Genomic DNA, 18407 nt, shown 5'->3' with positions numbered 1-18407 from the left:
CCCGTGTGGCCCATCCGGATTCTCGATACCGGGTGGGCCGCACGGCGTTTCAGGGCAGTTGCGCGCCGGTGGTGGCCAGGTGCTCGCCGTAGAAGGCGATCAGACCCGTCGCCGAGGCGATCGCGGCCAGCAGCCAGAACCGGATGATGACGGTGGTCTCCGGCCACCCCGTCAGCTCGAAATGGTGATGGAAGGGCGCCATTTTGAACAATCGGGTGCGGGTGGTGCGGAACATGACGATCTGCAATGCCACCGACAGGATCTCGGCCACGAACAGCGCGCCCACCGCGACCATGAGCAGCTCGGTGCGGCTGGTGATCGACAACCCCGCCAGCAGCCCGCCCAGCCCCAGCGCGCCGGTGTCGCCCATGAAGATCTTCGCCGGAGCCGCGTTCCACCACAGGAATCCGACACACGCCGTCGCCCCGGCCGCGCACACGATCGACAGGTCCAGGGGATCGCGCACGGTGTAGCAGCCGGGCACCGCGCGGGTGGCGCAGGAATGCGTGTACTGCCAGAACGTGATCAGCACATAGGAGCCCAGCGTCAAACCCATGGAGCCCGCGGCCAATCCGTCCAGGCCGTCGGTGATGTTGACCGCGTTGGACCAGGCCACCACCAGCAGGCACGCCGCCAGCAGGAAGCCGGTCATACCGAGCGACACGGTGGTGATGTCGCGCACGATCGACACGTGCCGGCTGCCCGGCGTCAGCCCGCCGCCCCCGCGGAAATGCAGGGCCAGCACCCCGAAGATGACCGCGGCGCCGAGCTGTCCGACATATTTTCCCGACGCGGTGAGCCCGAGACTGCGCTGCTTGGACAGCTTGATGTAGTCGTCGAGAAACCCGACCGCGCCCAGCGCGGTGGCCAGGCACAGCACCAGCAGCCCCGAGGCGGTGGGCCCGGGCTCGCGGTAATGCATGCCCACCAGGTGCGCGCCTAAGTATCCGGCCCACATGCCGATCAGGATGGCGATGCCGCCCATGGTGGGGGTGCCGCGCTTGGCCAGGTGGCTCTGCGGTCCGTCGCTGCGGATCTGCTGACCCAGCTGCCGACGCGTGAACAGCCGAATCAGCAACGGCGTCACCGTGATCGACACGGCCAGCGCAATCATCGCCGCCACCAGGATCTGCCGCATCCGCCCCCCTCGAGACCAATTCGGTCACATGCTAACCGGGCGTGGGACGGCAGGGGCGGGTGTGATTGTTAGCGTGAGGTATGGACGAGGCACGCGCGCGGCGGGATGTGCTGCGAGAGTTTCTGCGCGGCAGACGCGCCCGCATCACCCCCGACCAGGTCGGACTTCCCGTCGCCGGGCGGCGCCGCACCCCGGGTCTGCGCCGTGAGGAGGTGGCCGTGCTCGCCGGTGTCGGTGTGAGCTGGTACACCTGGCTCGAACAGGGCCGCGAAATCACGGTGTCCACCGAGGTATTGGACGCCATCGCCGCCGCGCTGCTGCTCAGCCCGCCCGAGCGTGCCCACCTCTACGTGCTGGCCGGACTCAACGCGCCCTGCCACGGCGTCGACAGCGGCCCCGAGATCACCCCTGAGCTGCGGAATCTGCTCGACGCGTGGGGAACCCGCCCCGCGGTCCTGCGCGATCGCTACTGGAACGTACTGGCCTTCAATGACACCGCGCGCGCCGTCTTCGGTTATGAAGGCCCCGGCCACAACTGCCTGATCACCTACTTCACCAACCCCCGCTACCTCGCACTCGGCGAGGTCTGGTCCGCGGCCGCCCCCGCCGTCGTCGCCGCCTACCGCGCCGACACCGCCCCCTGCCCGGGTGACCCCGGCTTCGAGTCCGTCATCACCGAACTGCGTTCCCGCAGCCCGCAATTCGCCGACCTGTGGTCACGCCACGACGTCGGACCCGCCCACCAAGCCGTCAACGCCCTGCGTCACCCGGAGGTGGGCGACCTCTACTTCGACACCACCACCCTCACCCTCGCCGACCACCCCGACCGCCACCTGGTCCTCTACAACCCCCAGCCCGGCCACGACACCATCGAACGCCTCGCCCGCCTGCAACACCTGCGCCTGGCCCCGCCCGCCTGAGCACGGTGTCGTTCTTGACCTCAACCGTGCTCGAGCTTTTACGGTGGGTGTCATGCCTTTCACCGACGCCGAACGGGCCTACCTCGCAACGCAATCGCTGGCCCGGCTGGCCACCGTCAACAAGAACGATCAGCCCAACCTCGTCGCCGTCGGTTTCCGGCTCAATGCCGATGGCACCATCGATATCGGCGGGCCGAATCCCAATGCCCAGCGCTACCGGAATGTGCGGGGCAACGAGCACGTCAGCATCATCATCGACGACATGACGCCCAACGAGCCCGGAGAGGTCAAGCCAGGGTGGGGGCGGGGCGTCGAAATCCGGGGTGTCGCAGAGATTGTCACCGTCGAGGACATTCCCGTGGCGCCGGACTGGTTCTCCCACGAGGTCATCCGCATCCACCCGCGCCGGATCCACAGCTGGCACATCGACCCCGCCGATCCCGACGGGGGAGCACGCAATGTCGCCTGAGCGGCCGCTCAACCCCGTTGCGTGCGGTAGGCGCCCGGGGCGATGCCGTATTCGCGCTTGAAGGCCTTCGCGAAGGCGAATTCCGAGCGGTAGCCCACCTGCCGGGCGACGGCCGCCAGCGGGGCCCGGTCGCGGCGTAGCAGGCGGGCGGCGGTGATCATGCGCCAGCGGGTGAGATAGGTCAGCGGTGGCTCGCCGACCAAGCGGGTGAAGCGGCGGAGGAAAGTCGCTCGCGCCAACCCGATCTCGGCGGCCAGACCGTCCACCGTCCACGGCTCGGCGGGGGCGGAGTGCATCCGGTGCAGGGTGTGGCCGATCGCCTGGTCGGTCATCGCCGCGGTCCAGCCGGTCGCGTTGCCGTCGTGCCAGGCGCGCAGGATATAGACCAGCAGCGCGTCCACCAGCGTGGTGGCGATGGCATCTGCGCCGGGATCGCGGGCCTCGATCTCGGCGCAGAGCAATGCGACCGCCGCGCCCAGCCGATCGTGGCGCGGCCCGGGCAGGTGCACCACCTCGGGCAGCCCCGCGAGCAGCGGGTGCCGTACGCCCGGCTCGATGCGGTAAGCACCGGACACCACAACGGTTTCCGCGCCCTCGCCGCCCACCGTGACCCGCTCGACGCGTCGGTCCACGACCAGTTCGAGGGGCTCGGATCCCGCCGAATCCGCGAGCGTATGCACAGCCCCGCTGGGCATCAACACGACATCCCCGCTGCGCAACACCATCGGCCGCGCACCCTCGCGCAGCAGCAGGCACTCACCGTGCACGACCACATGGAAGCCGAAACCGCGCCGCCCGCCGAACCGCAAACCCCAGGGCGCGCGAGTGCGGAGCTGCACCGACAGGGCGGGCGCCACGGTCAACGCGGCCACCGCATCACTCAGCACATCGATCTCCATCCCACCCCCTTGATCCGATCGAGCATTTTCCAGGCACTTTCAGCCATGGTTCGGATCATTCTCGCCTCATAACGTCAGTGGGGCAAAGCAATTCGGATCGCCCAGAGGAGATCGCCTTGTCCGAGACCCCCACCGTCATCGTCACCGGCGCCGCCCGAGGCATCGGCCGCGCCATCGCCGAACGCCTCGGCACCCACGGAGCCCGCGTCATCGTCAACTACCGCTCCGACGCCGGCGCGGTCGAACACGTCGTCACCGCCATCCGCACCGCGGGCGGCGAAGCGACCGCGGTATCGGCCGATGTCGCTGTCCCCGAACAGGTTCAGCACCTGTTCGACGCCGCCCTCCACCACTACGACGCCCCCACCGTCGTCGTCCACAGCGCGGCCATCACCCACTTCACCCCGCTCGCCCAGGCCACCGACGCCGACTACGACCGCGTCTTCACCGCCAACACCCGCGCCACCTTCGCCACCCTGCGCGCCGCCGCCCGACACGTCACCGACAACGGCCGCATCATCGTCATCTCCAGCGGCGCAGCCGTAGTTCCGCGCGCCAACGCAGGCCTCTACGCCGCGAGCAAAGCCGCAGGCGACCAACTCGTCCGAGTCCTCGCCACCGAACTTGCCCAACGCAGAATCACCGTGAACAGCGTCCTCCCCGGACCGACCCGCACCGAAACCGTCGCCGCCACAGTCCCCGAAGCCCAACTCTCCGCGATCGCCGCCGACATTCCGCTCGGCCGCCTCGCCGACCCCACCGATATCGCCGACGTGGTCGCCTTCCTCGCCTCGGACGCCGCACGCTGGATCACCGGTCAAACCATCCACGCCGGCGGCGGCATGTTCTGACCTTCGCGCACTCCCGATCGCCGGACTACCAAGGTGGTGGTGCTACACCCACCATAAGCACGCACTGTTTGTCGCCCGCGTGGCTCGGCAGGGTGGAAGGCATGACACAGAACGGGATTCGATTCCAGGGCAAGATCGCGCTCATCACCGGTGGGAGCAGCGGGATGGGGTTGGCGACCGCGCATCGGCTGGTTGCGGAGGGGGCTCGGGTGATCATCACCGGGCGCGACAAGCAGCGACTCGATGCCGCGGTGGCGCAGTTGGGGGAGCGGGCGGTGGGGGTGGTCGGAGACGCCACGCAGGCGGGAGATCTCGAGGAGTTGACCCGGGTCGTGCGGGAGCGGTTCGGGCGATTGGATGTGGTGTTCGTCAATGCGGGGATCGGTGCGTTTCAACCGGTTTCGGCGGTCACCGAGGAGGAGTTCGATCGGGTTGTGGGGATCAACTTCAAGGCCGCGTTCTTCACCGTCCAGCATGTGTTGCCGTTGGTGGTCGATGGCGGGGTGATTCTCATCAACGCGTCGTTCGCGCTGTATCGGGGTGCGCCGAATGCGGCGCTGTACTCGGCGACGAAGGCGGCGGTGCAGAATCTGGCGCGGACGCTGGCATCGGAGTTGGCGCCCAGGGGGATTCGGGTGAACTCGGTCAGTCCCGGGTATGTCGACACCCCTGCCTTCCGGGCTGAGGCCTCGGCCGAGGCGCAGGCCGGTGCGGCGTCGCTGGTGGCGCTGGGTCGGGTGGGGCGCAGCGAGGATATCGCCGGCGCGGTGGCGTTCCTGGCCTCCGACGACGCCGCCTACATCACCGGCCAGGACCTCCTTGTCGACGGTGGACTCACCACCGTCATCCCCGCAGCCATCGTGTGAACCCGGTCAGGAGGCGCGCAGGTCGGCGGCGGGGTCGGCGGTGATGCGGCCGGAATCGGTGTCGTAGTCGTAGAGCTCGGCGTAGCGGCCCCAGTCGATGGCCAGCTCGAGCTGGCGGCGGGCGTCCTCATCGGAGAATCCGCGTTTGAGCAGATCCAGGATGAAATCGGCGCGCACCGTCTCGTCGGGATTGCCGACCAACGCCGAACAGATGGTGCGCACCAAGGGAGCTCGGCGGCGCGCCTGGTTGGCGAAGATCGATTTACTGGCCTGGATATCGGCATTGGTGAAGTTCGCGCCGACATTGGTGAGGATGACGTCACCGGATTCCACCAGCAGGAAACCCAGCAGCGCGGCGGCGTCGACCAGGGGCATCAGGTCGTCGAGTTCGAAGTTGAGCTCGTCGGCCACCACGGGCAGGTCGGCGCGGCCGCTGTTGCCGTACACCAACTCCAGCAGACCGGCGATCCCACCGACCGAGGCATCCGGCAGCGGGACCGCGAAAGGGGTCGAGGTATCGGCTGGTGCCGCAGCGGTTTCGGTGTCACGGCCGGTGAGCAAGCCATAGATCTGATCGACCAGCGCCGCGAAACCGGGTGCGCGCCGGTTGCGCGGGCGCGGCTGGTCGACGGTGACCTCGGCGATGATCCGGCCCGGATTCGAACTCAGCACCAGCACCCGGTCCGCCAGCTGCACCGCCTCCTCGATATTGTGGGTGACGATACACACGCATTTGGTGGGAAAGTCCTTGGTGGACCACAGATTCACCAGCTCGGTGCGCAGGTTCTCCGCGGTCAGCACATCCAGCGCCGAGAACGGCTCGTCCATAAGCAACAGATCCGGCTCCAGCACCAGCGCGCGCGCGAACCCGACACGCTGGCGCATACCGCCGGAAAGCTCCTTCGGATACGCGGTTTCGAACCCGTCCAAACCGATGCGGTCGATCGCCTCGAGCGCGCGCTGCCGCCGCGGCCCCGGCGCCACCCCGCGCGCGGCCAGCCCGAGCTCCACATTGTCCTGCACGGTCAGCCACGGCATCAGCGCGAAGGACTGGAACACCAGCGCCGCACCGGGATTGGACCCGCGCAGCGGCTCGTCGCGGTAGAGCACGTCCCCGCTGGTCGGCGCCAGCAGCCCCGCGATCAGCCGCAGCAGCGTCGACTTGCCCGAGCCCGACCGGCCCAGCAACGCCACGATCTCGCCCTCGCGCAGTTGCAGATTCACCTGATCGAGCACATTGAGCCGCTCGCCCGAGGCCCCGGTGAAGGACATGTCGACATCGCGCAGGTCGATCAGGACCTCGCCGGTGGTGACGGTGGTGGTCATAGAGGCTCCTCCGATCAGAGCGAATAGCGGCGTTGGGCCAGCGCGTAGAGCCGACGCCAGAACAACCGGTTGATACCGACGACATAGGCGCTCATCACCAGAACCCCGATGAGAATGCGCGGACCGTCCCCGTCGCCGGTGGCATCGGCGATGTAGGCGCCCAGGCCCGTCGCGGTCAAGGTGGTGTCACCGAACTTCACGATCTCCGCGACGATGGAGGCGTTCCAGGCGCCACCGGCCGCCGTGATCGCGCCGGTCACGAAGCTGGGGAAGATGGCGGGCAGAATCAGCTTGCGCCACCAGAGCATTCGCGGCAGCCGCAGATTCGCCGCCGCCTCGCGCAGATCATTGGGCACCGCCGAGGCGCCCGCGATCACGTTGAACAGGATGTACCACTGCGCGCCCAACGCCATGAGCAGGATCGAGGCCCACTGCAGGCTCGCACCCGTGGCCACCAGCACCGCGGTCACCAGCGGGAACAGGAAGTTCGCCGGAAAACTGGCCAGCACCTGCACGATCGGCTGCGCCAGCCGCGACACCCTCGGATTCAACCCGATCCACACCCCGATCGGCACCCACACGATGGTCGCGAAGATCAGCAGCACGATCACCCGCAGCAGCGTGATCGACCCCAGCCAGGCCGCATGCCCGACCTCCCCGAACCCGGCGGTATCGGCGATATAGCGGACCATGAACACCACGCCCACCGCCAGCGCCGCACCCACCAGCAGGTTGAACGCGATATCGGCGGCGCGCCGCCGCGCCGGCACCACATACAGCGGATACTCCGCCAGCCCGAACACCCGCAACGCCCGGTCCACCGGATACACCAGCGGCCCGAACACCCGCCCCAACAGCCCCGGAATATGGCTGCGCCGCAACAGATCCAGGATCAGTGAGCGCGGCGCGTCCGCGGACTCGCTGTCCTCCACCCGGAATCGCTCCGCCCACACCGTGATCGGCCGCCAGAACAGCACATTGAGCCCGATCACCAGCACCACCATGACGATGATGGCCAGCACCACCTTGCCGGTATCGGACTCCGCGGTCGCGCTCGCGACATAGGAGCCGATCCCCGGCAGCGCGTACTCGCGATTGTTGACGCTGATCGCCTCCGAGGCGGTCAGGAAGAACCAGCCGCCACCGAAACTCATCATCGCGTTCCACACCAGCGGGAACATCCCCGTGGGCACATCCACCCGCCAGAACCGCTGCCAGCGCGACAACCGCAGATTGCGCGAGGCCTCATCGAGTTCCCGCGGCTGCGACACCAGGCTGTGGTGGAAGGCGAAAGCCATGTTCCACGCCTGCGAGGTGAAGATCGCGAAGATCGACGCGCACTCCAACCCCAGCGACGACCCCGGGAACAAGGCGATGAACCCGGCCACGGTCACCGACAGGAAACCCAGGATCGGCACCGACTGCAAGATGTCCAGCAGTGGCAGCAGCACCTTCTCCGCGCGCGGCAACCGTGCCGCGGCCGTCGCGTAGACGAAGGTGAACAGGATCGAGAGCCCCAACGCCGCGAACATGCGCAGCAGCGACCGCGCCGCGTAATAGGGCAGCTGACTCGGATCGGTGGAAATCGTTGCGGGCGCGGTGTTCTGGTCGAAGGGCACATGCATACCCGCCGACACCTTCACCACGATCCAGATCAGCACCGCCGCGCCCGCGAACACCGCGATATCGGCCCACCGCGACCGCGGCCGATCCAGCGCACCCCGCGAGGGATAGGACCGCAGCGTCGCGTTCACTGCTCGGCCTCCACCGGCGCGGGCACCGTGCGCCAGCCGACGCTGGTCACCGACGGCTCCAGGCTCAACCGGCTCACCGCCGCCTCCATCTGCCGGTCGTCGCGGCGATCACCGGTCAGCTCCGCGCGCACCTGCACCCGCCCCGGCGAGGTGTCGTGGCTCGAGATGGAATTGAGCCGGAAGTCGGTGCGCGTCAACGACTGCACCAGCAGCGCCCGCACATGCGCCTCGTGCGCGTCATCGGTGTCGGCGACGAAGGCGTACAACGCCTCCTGCGTCTCGGTGCCGTCGACGATCGGGCGATCCACCGTCCGCGCCACCGTGCGCAGCGCCGTGTTCACCACGACCACCGCCACCGTGCCCGCCGCCGCGGTCGAATACATGCCCGCACCCGCGAGCGACCCGACCGCCGCCGAACACCACAGCGTCGCGGCGGTGTTCAGGCCCCGGATATTGAACCCGTCGCGCAGGATCACACCCGCGCCCAGGAAGCCGATACCCGAAACGATCTGCGCCGCAACACGAGTCGGATCGGCGTCGGAGCCATGGAAGCCGTGCGCGGACAGCAGCACGAACAGGGTCGCCCCGGCGGCGACGAGCGCATTGGTGCGCAATCCGGCCATGCGCGCCCGGAACTGGCGCTCGAACCCGATCACCGCACCCAACCCGACACCGGTGCCGAGCCGCAGCAGCATTTCCCACGTGGTCATTGCGATCTCCCGATCAGGGGATGACGGCGCACTCCGACCCGGACGCTACAGGCACAGCGGTAGCGCACGGAAGATTGCGGCAGTGTCGCCGAGTGAACGATTGGCTAACGGAACTCGATCCGATCCGTCGGGCACGACCACCACCTCCTCGAAACAGCGCGCAACGCCGTGCCGGGCGGGTGGGACCGGCGGAAATCGCCGGAACGGGTACCACCCTTCGTAAGACCTTCAGCACTCCACGGCGTAAACCCGCCTCGGAGGGCGGGAGCCGGTCGGGGCGGCCCCTTAACTCGGGGCAACCTGTCCTGATCCGGGGCGTCTCTCGACGTTCGGGATCGCCGGCCTGTATCCGTGAAGGAGCCTCAGTTAACGACGGCACCTTGCGGCGCCCAGTAAACACCTGGTTTCCGTGCGCGGCAACCCGATGTGATCGCCGTCGCTCGTCCGTCCCACCTGGGCGGAGTTACCTTTCCGGGTCGGGCGCGGTCGGTATCGGCATGAAATTCAGCCTCTATCTCCCCACCGGACTCGGGCACAATTTCGCCGGGTACAGCGATCCGGTCGCGGCCCACGAGACCATGACCGAGCTGGCCCGGGCCGCCGACGAATCCGGGTACGAGACGGTGTGGGTCGCCGATCATTTCGTGCCGTTCCCGCCCGCGCCGGACTACATCTTCGAAAGCTGGACCACCCTGACCGCCCTGGCCCGCGACACCGCACGCATCCGGATCGGGCAGATGGTGACCGGGAACAACTATCGCAACCCCGCGCTGCAGGCCAAGATGGCCTCCACCCTCGATGTCATCTCCCGTGGGCGGCTGACCTTCGGTATCGGCGCGGGCTGGTATGAGGACGAATACCACGCCTACGGTTACCGATTCGACGACGCGCCCACCCGGCTGCGGCAACTCGACGAGGCTGCCCACATCATCCGCTCGCTGTGGACCCAGCCGACCACGACCTTCGAGGGCAGCTACTACCAGGTGCGCGAGGCGTTCAACGAACCCAAAGGCGTTCAGCAACCGCACATTCCGCTGCTGATCGCGGGCGCGGGGGAGCAGGTCACCCTGAAACTGGTCGCCAAGCACGCCGACGCCTGCAACGTCCAGGTGTCACCGCAGGAGCTGGTGCGCAAATACGGTGTCCTCGAACGCCATTGCGCCGCCCTCGGCCGCGACTACTCCAGCATCACCCGCACCTCGACCAGCTACTGCATCCTCGCCGACACCGATGCCGAAGCCCGCGCGCAGGTCCCGCCCTGGGCGCCCATGGTCTTCCCCGGCGAGCTGGCCGACTACGGACTCATCGGCACCCTCGACACCGTGCGCGAGCGCATCGCCGCCTACGAGGCCGCGGGCGTGGACGAACTGCTGATCAGCTTCCACGACTCCCTGGACCCGAACGCGATCCGCGACTTCGCCAAGCAGTTCATCCGGCCCTGACTCACCCTGACCTGCGCAGAGTTACCTCCCGACGATCGAACCGGTCGATACTGGCGATGGATTCGGAAACGGTGATCGGCCGGAGGCAGCCATGGTGAGGACTCGCGAGCGGCACGACGAACAGTTCGCCGCCGACACCGAACGGTTTCGGCGCGAGCTGCTCGCCCACTGCTACCGCATGGTCGGCTCGGTGCACGAGGCCGAAGACCTGGTGCAGGAGACCTACATTCGCGCCTGGCGCGGATACACCACGTTCGAGGGCCGCTCCTCGGTACGCACCTGGCTCTACGCCATCGCCACCAACGTCTGCCTCGACGCCCTCGGCGATCATCGGCGCCGGGTGCTGCCCGCGGGCCTGGGCGGCCCCTACCGCGGACCGGACGCCCCACCGGATCCCGAATCGGGCGCGGGATTCTCGTGGCTGCAACCGCTGCCCGACGCCCTGATCACACCGCCCGCCGACGATCCGGAAGCGCAGGTCATCGACCGCGAAACCCTGCGCCTGGCACTGATTGCCAGTTTGCAGCACCTGCCCACCCGGCAGCGGGCGATCCTGATCCTGCGCGAGGTGCTGGCCTTCACCGCCGCCGAGACCGCCCATATCCTCGGCACCACACCGGCCGCGGTGAAGACCGGCCTGCAACGCGCCCGCGCCCGCCTCACCGAACTCGACCCCAACCCCGAAGCCCAGCTCGAACCCACCGATCCGCGCGCGCGAACCCTGCTCGAGGGCTACATCGCCGCCTTCGAACACTCCGATGTCAGCCTGCTCGAACAGGTCCTGCGCGCCGACGCCACGTTGGAAGCCACCCCGTTCAAGAACTGGTACGCCGGACGCGTCGCCTGCCTGCGGCAGCTCGAGACCTACATTCTCGGCGTGCCCGGAGATTGGCGCATGCTGCCCGCCCGGGCCAACGGGCAACCGGCGGTGGTCGCCTATCGCCGCGGCGAGGACGGCGAATTCGCACCGTACGGAGCGGCGGTCCTCACCGCGACCGCCGCCGGTGTGAGCCGGATCGTCGCCTTTCAGGACCCGACACTGGTCACCGCCTTCGGTTTTCCGCCGCAGCCGCCCAGCCCAGCCTGATCCGCACGGCCAGCATCACCAGACACGCGGCCGCGACCACTCCGGCGAAAATCTGTACGGCGGTGAGCAATCCGGTCACACCGGTCAACAGGCCGACCCCGATCACCGGACCGCCGGTACCGCAGTAGCCCATGACGTAATAGGTCGAGACCACATCGGCGTGCCGGTCGGCGGGAGCGGCGGCATTGATCGCGGTCAGCCCGCTCAGGAACACCAGCCCGTGCCCGGCCCCGGCGAACATCGTTGCGCCCAGCAACAGCGGCAGCGAGGACACCGCACCCGCGACCGCCAGCAGCACCAGACCGACCGCCAGGAGCGGCAGACCCGCAACCTCCAGCGGCCGTTCGGGTTTGCGGTAGGCGAGCAGCTGCGCCACCGCCCAGGCAACGGGCAACAGGGCGGCCGCGGCACTGCCGATCACCAGATTGGAGGAGCCCGACAGCGTGGCCGCGTAGGTCGGGACCAACGTCAGGAACACCCCGACCACCGCGAAACCCAGGAATGTCGCGGTCCCGGCCGTGGCGAACAGCGCGCCCATCCCGGCAGGAATGCTGGGCCGCCGCGGCCGCCAGCGACCGCGCGCACCGGTCTCGGGCAGCGCCGCGATCGCGACCGCCGCCGGTATCAACAGCACCAGCACCAGCACGAACGGCGTCACAAAGGGATACGGAAGATATTGCGCCACAACCGCACCCACCAGTGGCCCCGCCGCCATACCGCCCGCCGAGGCCACACCCGCCACCAGTGACGCCCGGCGACGATTGCCGCTCGGCTCGAGTTCGGCGAGCGCCGCGGTCAACGCTCCCGAGGCCGCCCCGAGCGCCAGCCCCTGCAGGATGCGCGCGACCAGCAGCCACACCAGGCCGGTGGCCACCGCGAATCCGGCCGTCCCCGCCGCGGCGACGACCAGCGCGGGCAGCAGGATCCGGCGCCGGCCCAGCGCGTCCGAGGCCGGTCCGGTCAGCAGCAGCGACGGAATCAGCGCACCGACATAGACCGCGAAGACGACGGTCAACAGCAACGACGAGAAGCCGAACCGCTGCGCGTAGCCGTGGTAGAGCGGGGTGGCCAGATTGGTGGCGGTGAAAAGGATCAGCATGGTGTAGGCCGCACCTCGGAACCGCCACCGGTCACGAGCCCGCGCCGACGATGAATCATCGTGCGCGGCAACTGGATCGAGATCGGTGGTGCGAGGCTCGGACGTCATGGTTCCCCTCCGGACGCAATCATGTTCGACATCTCCGAACATAACAGCATGTTCGGAATTTGTGAACATGTCGATTAGGCTGGACCCCATGGCAAGTCGAACCGCCACCGAACTGGTGCATCCCGACCGCGACGAGCTGCGGTTCACCACCGTGCTGGCCGCGCTCAGCGACCCCATCCGGTTGAGCATCGTCGCCCGGCTGGCCGCGGCGCAGGGGCAAGAGCTGGCGTGCGCGACCTTCGACCTGCCGGTCAGCAAGTCCACGCAGAGCGGTCATTTCAAAACCCTGCGGGAGGCCGGGGTGATCGCACAACGCGACGAGGGCACCCGCCGCCTCAACCGCCTGCGCACCGAGGACCTCGAGGCGCGCTTTCCGGGCCTGCTGGATATGGCGATCACCCACGGCCGCAACCCGACCGCGGGCCGCTAGTCAGTCGCGGTAGACCCCGCGATAGGCGTTGATGGTCTGCACCAGATGATCGACGATCTGCTCGCGGGTGGCACGCAGCGTGCCATTGAGCCACGCCGAGAACATGCCCGCATTGCCCGAGGCCATGGTGACCGCGGCCAGCCGCCGCTGGACCGGGTCGGCGATGTGGGCGAAGAGATGGTCCTGGATCAGGCGGGTGAAGGCGGGCATGACCGCGATCGTCGTCTGGCCCAGTCCCGTCGAGGAATACGGCTCCACCAGGAACAGCCGCGACTTGCGCGGATCCTCGAGCACCTTGTCCACCAGCGCTTCCGAGAGCGCGCGGTCGCGGCGCGGATCGTCACCGACGGCGAAGGCGGTCATGGGCGCGAGGAACTCGTCGGCGATCTGGCGGTAGAGCACGTCGAGGAGTTCGTCTCGGCTGGCGAAGGATTCGTAGAAGTAGCGGTCGGTCAGGTTGGCGCGCCGGCACACCGCGCGCATGGTGACCGCACCCGCCCCGGACTCGCCGATCAGATCCAGTGCGGCCTCGAGCAGCGCGGCGCGGCGGGCCTCCCGGCGTTCGGTGAGGGTCGTGCCACCCCAGATGCGGGGTTCGGCGTCGGAGGGCGGTTGCTCGGTCTGCACCGGGTCAAGAGTAGTGCCCGGTGCCGGGCGGGCATGCACACCCGGCACCAGACTGATCGGTATCGATGGGAACGGCGGTGGTTCGGGTCAGCCCGTGACCACGCAGGCGCTGCCCAGATTGATGCCGTTCTTCACCGTCACCACGGCCCACTGCGACCCGTTGTAGCTCCAGGCCTGCACGAAATGCACACCCGTCGAGGTCGGGGTCCAGCTGGAGGTGGCGCTGCCGCCGTTGCCGAGGCTGAACTGCTGCGGATTGAAGCTGGCCGAAAGGTTGTCGTAGAGCCAGACATATTCGTTCGGACTGCCGTTCACGGTGACCGTGTACGAGCAATTGGTGCCGTAGCCGCCGCCGATGGTGGTGCCGGTGGCGATATTGACGCTACTGACGTAGGCCGCCGCGTCGGGCGCGGCCAAAACGAGTGCCGCGGTGGCGGCGGCGAAGGTGGTACATGCGGTGAGGGCCGACTTCCGTGACCGGATCATCGTCGATCATCTCCCCAGAACTAGGGCGAATGAGAATTGCGACGCCATTGGCGCATATAGGCAGTGTCTGCGTTCAGGGGACCCGACACGCGCGTATCGGACTACTCATTCCGGACCTATCGGGCCTGCGTCCCGCCCCATGATCGCCCGCAACCGTTCGGCTCCAGCAAGTTGAAGCGAAAACCCCACAGCCCCTATCGATCCCCTAATTTCCCCGCTCGATTCGCCGAATAGCTACTGTCCCGCTAACGTTCCGATTGTCCGAATCAACGAGGGGCGCACATGCGCAGACGCCCCCGTCGGCGGGCACCGCGAGTCCGCTTCCCCGAGGCTCGCACCCGCGTCCCACCCGGCACCGGGTGCCGCGAAAACCGGCGTCGCCGAACCGGTCCCGATCCCGGTTCGGCGACGCCATCCGCTGGCGTCGACGCGACAGTCCGCCGCATTGGCGTGTTTGTGAACGACCACTATTCCGCCGCAAAGTCTTCGCGAAACCGACCGCGCTGGAATGATCACGGCTGATCGATTCAGTCAGTGCAAGGAAGCGTCGCGAGCATTATGGCCAAAAGCCAGTACGTCAATTCCCCGGCCGCCGAGGCCATCCCCGAACCCTCGCCGTGGGGGCGGCATCTGGGGGTCAGCGAGGAGATCGCCGACGGGCTCTACTCCGATCAGCTGGGTGCGCTGATCTTCGTGCGCAAGCTGGTGCGGTGCGGGTATCTGTTCAATGTGTTCGTCGCCCTGCTGGTGTGGGGCGGAATCGCGGTGTGGGGCCGGTATTCCGGGCCGCGGACCTTTCACGAGTGCACCTCGGTGCCGGGGCTCAGCGCGGGCTGCGACCCGAATCTGGCATCGTGGATTCTGGGTGTCGCGAGTGGATTCGTCGTCGCGGCGGCGGTTTTCGTGGTGATGTCACTGCCGTGCCTGGTGGTCGGGTACGCGGTGCGGTGGTCGGCCCGGGCGATGGCCGACCGCAACTAGAAACGGGCCGACCGGAACTAGCGCGCCCGATCCTCGGGGGCGGTGGCACCGGCGAGGATCTCCCGCAGGGCCGCGATATGACCGTCGAAGGCCGCGCGCCCGGCGGGGGTCAGCCGGGCGCGGACCTTGCGCCGCTTGCCGTCGAGGCGGCGCTCGGTGGCGACGTAGCCCGCTTCCTCCAGCGTCGCAAGCTGTTTCGACAGCGCCGAATCCGACAGGTTCAGCCGGTCCCTGAGGAAGGCGAACTCCGCCCAGTCCGCCGCGGCCAGGGTCGCCACCAGGCTCAACCGGGTGCTGGGATGGATCAACTCGTCGAAGCGCGCGGTGCTCATGCGTGCGCCCAGCCGCGCAGCACCCGCAGGATCTCCGGCCCGCCGAACCCGATGATCGCGGCAATCAGAAGCGCCGACCAGGTGCGCGGATGCCCGACCCCGTCGGCATCCAGGGCCAGCGCCGCCACGATCGTCAAACCGACCAGGCCCAGCAGCATCCCGATCACCACCAGCGGAGTGCGCCGGCCCGCGACCGCCCGGCTCACCTGCACCTGCCCGGTGCGCCGCCGCCCGTCGAGCCAGCGCGAGGCCACGGTCGAATGCGCGGCGCCGAACAGCAGCGTGGCCACCGCGACCAGCCAGGCGGGCGTGAAATCGCCGAGCAACCCCAAAGCGACCCAGCCGCAAGCCATTGCCCACCAGTACCAACGCGGCAACCCGACCTCCTCGGCCACCTGCCGCTGCGCGCGCCGGGCCGCCTCGAGTGCGGCGCGGGCCTGATCCGGAGCGATGCCGTCCATCGTGCCTCCCTGACTTTCCTACCTGGAAAGTAAGAGTCCGCTTTCCCGATGGGAAAGTCAAGGGGTGCCGGTCGAGCCGTTATCCGAGCAGTTCGTCGAGATAGCACCAACGCCAGGACTCGCCCGGCTCGACACTGCGCATGACCGGATGGCCGGTGTTGTCGAAGTGCTTGGTGGCGTGGTTGCCCGGCGAGGAGTCGCAGCAGGCGACGTGACCGCACTCCAGGCACATGCGCAGATGCACCCAGACCAGGCCCTCGTCGAGGCATTCACCGCAGGCGTCCGGGGTGTCGGGCACGCGCACGCACGGGGCCTCGCGCAGGTGCTCGCAGGCGCCCGGGGTGATGGGGGATTGCAGCGGCGTGCCGTCGTCGCCGTCGGCCTCGGAGATGCGGTCGATGGTGGATTCCTCGATATCGAGGGTGGCCATGACCGCCTGCAGCACTTCCTGATCCACCTGCCCGGCATCGCGGATGCGCAGCACGGTCTCGCGTTCGGCGGCCAGCATGGCCAGACGCAGGCGGCGGTACTCGCCGCTGGGGGTCACCCGCTGGGATTCGGAGCGGCCCAGCAACTCCCAGGCCGCCTGGGCGCGCACCACCACACGATTGCGCAGCGCGTCGACGACATCGGGCGGGGTCTCGGGGGCGATGTTCTCTTCCAGGGCCTTCAATCCCGCGGAGGTGGCCTGCTGCAAGAGATTCGCCTCCTGCAACAGATCCTCGGCCTGGCTGGGGCCGCGCAGGCGCAGCACCCGCACGAGTGCGGGTAGTGAGAGTCCTTGCAGCAGCAGGGTTCCGCCCACCACCACGACCGCCAGCAGCTGCAGGGTCGCCAATTCCGGTGTGTCAGCGGGCAGCAGCAGCGCCGCGGCCAGCGTCACCACCCCGCGCATGCCCGCCCACGACACCACCGCCGATCCGGTCCACAGCGGCTTGGGTTTGCCCTGGCGTCTGCCCTCGACCTGCCAGGTCAGATAGTTCGTCGGAAACACCCACAGCGGCCGCACCACGATGACCGTCACCAGCACCGCCGCACAGGTGAGCAGCAGCGTCGAATGCGGCAGGTCGCTGTGCCAGGCGGCCTCCACGAGGTGACGCACCTGCAGGCCGATGAGCAGGAACACCGCGCTCTCGAGCAGGAAGGCGATCGTGCGCCAATTGGTGTGCTCGGCGATGCGCGAGGCCGCGCTCTGCCATTGCGGTGCACCGTGCCCCAGGATCAGCCCGCAGGTGACCACCGCGATCACACCCGAGGCGTGCACGCCTTCAGCCGGCAGGTAGGCGATCCACGGGGCGAGCAGCGAGACACTGGTGTCGAGCACCGGGTCGGTGATGCGTCGCCGCAGGAACGCCAGCACCATCGCCGCGATCACGCCGATGAGCGCGCCGCCGCCGGCCGCGCCGATGAAGTCCGCGCCCGCCTCCCACATGGTCACACTGCCCGCCATGGCCGCCACCGCGGTCCGCAGGGTCACCAGCGCGGTCGCGTCGTTGAACAGCGACTCGCCCTCGAGCACGGTCACGATGCGCCGGGGCATCCCCACCCGCCGGGCCACCGCGGTCGCCGCGACCGCATCGGGTGGCGCCACGATCGCGCCGATCGCCACCGCCGCCGAGAACGGCACCGGCAGTAGCCAATACACCACCCCGCCCACCGCGAACGCGGTGAACAGCACCAACCCCACCGACAGCAGCGTGATCGAGGTCTTCTTCGGCCGGAAGTCGATCAGCGAGGTCCGAATCGCGGTCGTGTACAACAGCGGCGGCAGCAACCCCAGCAACACCAGTTCGGGTTCGATGTCGAACTCCGGCACGAACGGCAGATACGACGCGATCACCCCGGCCACGGTGAGCACGAACGGCTCACCGAGCCCCAGTCGCCGCGCTCCCGCGGCCAATGCCACCGCCCCCGCCACCAGAACGACCAGTCCGAACGCCCACTCCACGCGACCATCGTGCCAGTCCCGGACCCGGTTATCCGCACCGGCTCGCCCGAGCCGGACCGCGCTCCCTACTCGGCGTGCCCCGATCGCGACCGCGAGATCGCGAACACCCCGATCCGCGCCACCAATGTCCCGACCCACAAACCCACGCCGATCACCTGCAGCCCGGTCCCGGCCCCGGTATAGACCCCGGCCAGAATGGCCACCACCCCCGCCACGAAGCACACGCCCGCCACGGCGTTACACACGTTCCGAGTGAGGTGCAGGCCCGCGGGCAACGCCGCGGTTCGCTCGATGCTGATGGTGAATCTCCCTGCCAGACTACTGAACTCGACCCACGGCACCTTATCGCTACTCACCCCGATCCGCCCCCTCGAGGCGGATACGGACAACCCGCCACACCCGGCCGGCAGCAAGATCAGGGAGCTCTCAGACCGGTGAATCGGGCGAAATTCCGGCCTCACAGCTCCCTGATC

At 68.5% G+C, this 18407-nt stretch carries 20 protein-coding genes and 1 riboswitch; of the genes, 8 read left to right on the top strand and 12 right to left on the bottom strand.

The genetic code is table 11. The features are described 5' to 3' along the window. Positions 1–49 precede the first annotated feature (49 nt). Positions 50–1138: a phospho-N-acetylmuramoyl-pentapeptide-transferase gene (gene mraY, locus ACAM49_RS24135; RefSeq protein WP_369637838.1), complete on the bottom strand. Its 1089-nt coding sequence runs from the start codon at positions 1136–1138 to the stop codon at positions 50–52. 80 nt (positions 1139–1218) lie between these two features. Here mraY and ACAM49_RS24130 point away from each other — a divergent pair, with 80 nt between their 5' ends. Continuing rightward, positions 1219–2058, top strand: a complete 840-nt coding sequence (locus ACAM49_RS24130; RefSeq protein ID WP_369637837.1) for a helix-turn-helix transcriptional regulator — start codon at positions 1219–1221, stop codon at positions 2056–2058. 52 nt (positions 2059–2110) lie between these two features. Further along, positions 2111–2527 carry a PPOX class F420-dependent oxidoreductase gene (locus ACAM49_RS24125; RefSeq protein WP_369637836.1) on the top strand — a complete coding sequence of 139 codons (417 nt, stop codon included), beginning with the start codon at positions 2111–2113 and terminating at the stop codon, positions 2525–2527. Between the two features lie 8 nt (positions 2528–2535). Here the strand turns inward: ACAM49_RS24125 and ACAM49_RS24120 are convergent, their stop codons facing one another. Further along, positions 2536–3426 (bottom strand): AraC family transcriptional regulator, encoded by an 891-nt coding sequence (locus ACAM49_RS24120; RefSeq protein ID WP_369637835.1) that lies wholly within the window; start codon positions 3424–3426, stop codon positions 2536–2538. A gap of 116 nt (positions 3427–3542) precedes the next feature. On the opposite strand from ACAM49_RS24120, the gene ACAM49_RS24115 reads away from it, so the two are divergent. Continuing rightward, the gene (locus ACAM49_RS24115; protein WP_369637834.1) at positions 3543–4277 is read left to right on the top strand and encodes an SDR family oxidoreductase; all 735 of its coding nucleotides are present in this window, start codon (positions 3543–3545) and stop codon (positions 4275–4277) included. A 101-nt stretch (positions 4278–4378) separates the two neighbouring features. Beyond that, on the top strand, positions 4379–5143 hold the full coding sequence (locus ACAM49_RS24110) for a glucose 1-dehydrogenase (RefSeq protein ID WP_369637833.1): 765 nt from the start codon (positions 4379–4381) through the stop codon (positions 5141–5143). 6 nt (positions 5144–5149) lie between these two features. On the opposite strand, the gene ACAM49_RS24105 is transcribed toward ACAM49_RS24110, so the two are convergent. The 3 genes from ACAM49_RS24105 to ACAM49_RS24095 are packed head-to-tail and all read right to left on the bottom strand — an operon-like array spanning position 5150 to position 8933. Continuing rightward, complete coding sequence (locus ACAM49_RS24105) at positions 5150–6469, bottom strand: nitrate/sulfonate/bicarbonate ABC transporter ATP-binding protein (RefSeq protein ID WP_369637832.1); 1320 nt, start codon at positions 6467–6469, stop codon at positions 5150–5152. A 14-nt stretch (positions 6470–6483) separates the two neighbouring features. Further along, complete coding sequence (locus ACAM49_RS24100; RefSeq protein ID WP_369637831.1) at positions 6484–8223, bottom strand: ABC transporter permease; 1740 nt, start codon at positions 8221–8223, stop codon at positions 6484–6486. Further along, positions 8220–8933: an MgtC/SapB family protein gene (locus ACAM49_RS24095; RefSeq protein WP_369637830.1), complete on the bottom strand. Its 714-nt coding sequence runs from the start codon at positions 8931–8933 to the stop codon at positions 8220–8222. The genes ACAM49_RS24100 and ACAM49_RS24095 overlap by 4 nt, the downstream gene beginning before the upstream one ends. A gap of 205 nt (positions 8934–9138) precedes the next feature. Further along, positions 9139–9314: riboswitch (M-box (ykoK) riboswitch) on the bottom strand. Between the two features lie 116 nt (positions 9315–9430). Between ACAM49_RS24095 and ACAM49_RS24090 the strand changes: the two genes are divergently transcribed. Both ACAM49_RS24090 and ACAM49_RS24085 read left to right on the top strand, forming a co-directional pair. Next, positions 9431–10375, top strand: a complete 945-nt coding sequence (locus tag ACAM49_RS24090) for a TIGR03560 family F420-dependent LLM class oxidoreductase (protein WP_369637829.1) — start codon at positions 9431–9433, stop codon at positions 10373–10375. Between the two features lie 91 nt (positions 10376–10466). Further along, positions 10467–11462, top strand: coding sequence for an RNA polymerase subunit sigma-70 (locus tag ACAM49_RS24085; RefSeq protein ID WP_369637828.1), 996 nt, complete (start codon positions 10467–10469; stop codon positions 11460–11462). Here the strand turns inward: ACAM49_RS24085 and ACAM49_RS24080 are convergent. Then, positions 11419–12669 carry an MFS transporter gene (locus tag ACAM49_RS24080; protein WP_369637827.1) on the bottom strand — a complete coding sequence of 417 codons (1251 nt, stop codon included), beginning with the start codon at positions 12667–12669 and terminating at the stop codon, positions 11419–11421. The genes ACAM49_RS24085 and ACAM49_RS24080 overlap by 44 nt on opposite strands. Positions 12670–12757: 88 nt before the next feature. On the opposite strand from ACAM49_RS24080, the gene ACAM49_RS24075 reads away from it, so the two are divergent. Next, the gene (locus ACAM49_RS24075) at positions 12758–13099 is read left to right on the top strand and encodes an ArsR/SmtB family transcription factor (RefSeq protein ID WP_369637826.1); all 342 of its coding nucleotides are present in this window, start codon (positions 12758–12760) and stop codon (positions 13097–13099) included. Here ACAM49_RS24075 and ACAM49_RS24070 read toward each other — a convergent pair whose 3' ends face one another. Both ACAM49_RS24070 and ACAM49_RS24065 read right to left on the bottom strand, forming a co-directional pair. Beyond that, the gene (locus ACAM49_RS24070; protein ID WP_369637825.1) at positions 13100–13726 is read right to left on the bottom strand and encodes a TetR/AcrR family transcriptional regulator; all 627 of its coding nucleotides are present in this window, start codon (positions 13724–13726) and stop codon (positions 13100–13102) included. An 87-nt stretch (positions 13727–13813) separates the two neighbouring features. After that, complete coding sequence (locus tag ACAM49_RS24065) at positions 13814–14212, bottom strand: hypothetical protein (protein WP_369637824.1); 399 nt, start codon at positions 14210–14212, stop codon at positions 13814–13816. 558 nt (positions 14213–14770) lie between these two features. Here ACAM49_RS24065 and ACAM49_RS24060 point away from each other — a divergent pair. Then, positions 14771–15193, top strand: coding sequence for a hypothetical protein (locus tag ACAM49_RS24060; RefSeq protein WP_369637823.1), 423 nt, complete (start codon positions 14771–14773; stop codon positions 15191–15193). Positions 15194–15210: 17 nt separating this feature from the next. Here the strand turns inward: ACAM49_RS24060 and ACAM49_RS24055 are convergent, their stop codons facing one another. From ACAM49_RS24055 to ACAM49_RS24040, 4 genes are all read right to left on the bottom strand, one after another. After that, positions 15211–15525, bottom strand: coding sequence for a winged helix-turn-helix domain-containing protein (locus tag ACAM49_RS24055; protein ID WP_369637822.1), 315 nt, complete (start codon positions 15523–15525; stop codon positions 15211–15213). Continuing rightward, positions 15522–15986 carry a hypothetical protein gene (locus ACAM49_RS24050; protein WP_369637821.1) on the bottom strand — a complete coding sequence of 155 codons (465 nt, stop codon included), beginning with the start codon at positions 15984–15986 and terminating at the stop codon, positions 15522–15524. The genes ACAM49_RS24055 and ACAM49_RS24050 overlap by 4 nt, the downstream gene beginning before the upstream one ends. 79 nt (positions 15987–16065) lie before the next feature. Beyond that, positions 16066–17934 carry a Na+/H+ antiporter gene (locus tag ACAM49_RS24045; RefSeq protein ID WP_369637820.1) on the bottom strand — a complete coding sequence of 623 codons (1869 nt, stop codon included), beginning with the start codon at positions 17932–17934 and terminating at the stop codon, positions 16066–16068. Positions 17935–17999: 65 nt separating this feature from the next. Then, the gene (locus ACAM49_RS24040) at positions 18000–18290 is read right to left on the bottom strand and encodes a hypothetical protein (RefSeq protein ID WP_369637819.1); all 291 of its coding nucleotides are present in this window, start codon (positions 18288–18290) and stop codon (positions 18000–18002) included. Positions 18291–18407: the final 117 nt, after the last annotated feature.

The organism is Nocardia sp. JMUB6875 (genome assembly GCF_041154655.1).
GTDB lineage: Bacteria > Actinomycetota > Actinomycetes > Mycobacteriales > Mycobacteriaceae > Nocardia.
This window is presented reverse-complemented; position numbering and strand designations above follow the sequence as displayed.

Excerpts from the sequence above, each read along its gene's own strand:
- mraY (WP_369637838.1), bottom strand. The coding sequence starts at position 1,138 with ATGCGGCAGATCCTGGTGGCGGCGATGATTGCGCTGGCCGTGTCGATC.
- ACAM49_RS24130 (WP_369637837.1), top strand. The coding sequence starts at position 1,219 with ATGGACGAGGCACGCGCGCGGCGGGATGTGCTGCGAGAGTTTCTGCGC.
- ACAM49_RS24125 (WP_369637836.1), top strand. The coding sequence starts at position 2,111 with ATGCCTTTCACCGACGCCGAACGGGCCTACCTCGCAACGCAATCGCTG.
- ACAM49_RS24120 (WP_369637835.1), bottom strand. The coding sequence starts at position 3,426 with ATGGAGATCGATGTGCTGAGTGATGCGGTGGCCGCGTTGACCGTGGCG.
- ACAM49_RS24110 (WP_369637833.1), top strand. The coding sequence starts at position 4,379 with ATGACACAGAACGGGATTCGATTCCAGGGCAAGATCGCGCTCATCACC.
- ACAM49_RS24105 (WP_369637832.1), bottom strand. The coding sequence starts at position 6,469 with ATGACCACCACCGTCACCACCGGCGAGGTCCTGATCGACCTGCGCGAT.
- ACAM49_RS24095 (WP_369637830.1), bottom strand. The coding sequence starts at position 8,933 with ATGACCACGTGGGAAATGCTGCTGCGGCTCGGCACCGGTGTCGGGTTG.
- ACAM49_RS24090 (WP_369637829.1), top strand. The coding sequence starts at position 9,431 with ATGAAATTCAGCCTCTATCTCCCCACCGGACTCGGGCACAATTTCGCC.
- ACAM49_RS24085 (WP_369637828.1), top strand. The coding sequence starts at position 10,467 with ATGGTGAGGACTCGCGAGCGGCACGACGAACAGTTCGCCGCCGACACC.
- ACAM49_RS24080 (WP_369637827.1), bottom strand. The coding sequence starts at position 12,669 with ATGACGTCCGAGCCTCGCACCACCGATCTCGATCCAGTTGCCGCGCAC.
- ACAM49_RS24075 (WP_369637826.1), top strand. The coding sequence starts at position 12,758 with ATGGCAAGTCGAACCGCCACCGAACTGGTGCATCCCGACCGCGACGAG.
- ACAM49_RS24065 (WP_369637824.1), bottom strand. The coding sequence starts at position 14,212 with ATGATCCGGTCACGGAAGTCGGCCCTCACCGCATGTACCACCTTCGCC.
- ACAM49_RS24060 (WP_369637823.1), top strand. The coding sequence starts at position 14,771 with ATGGCCAAAAGCCAGTACGTCAATTCCCCGGCCGCCGAGGCCATCCCC.
- ACAM49_RS24055 (WP_369637822.1), bottom strand. The coding sequence starts at position 15,525 with ATGAGCACCGCGCGCTTCGACGAGTTGATCCATCCCAGCACCCGGTTG.
- ACAM49_RS24050 (WP_369637821.1), bottom strand. The coding sequence starts at position 15,986 with ATGGACGGCATCGCTCCGGATCAGGCCCGCGCCGCACTCGAGGCGGCC.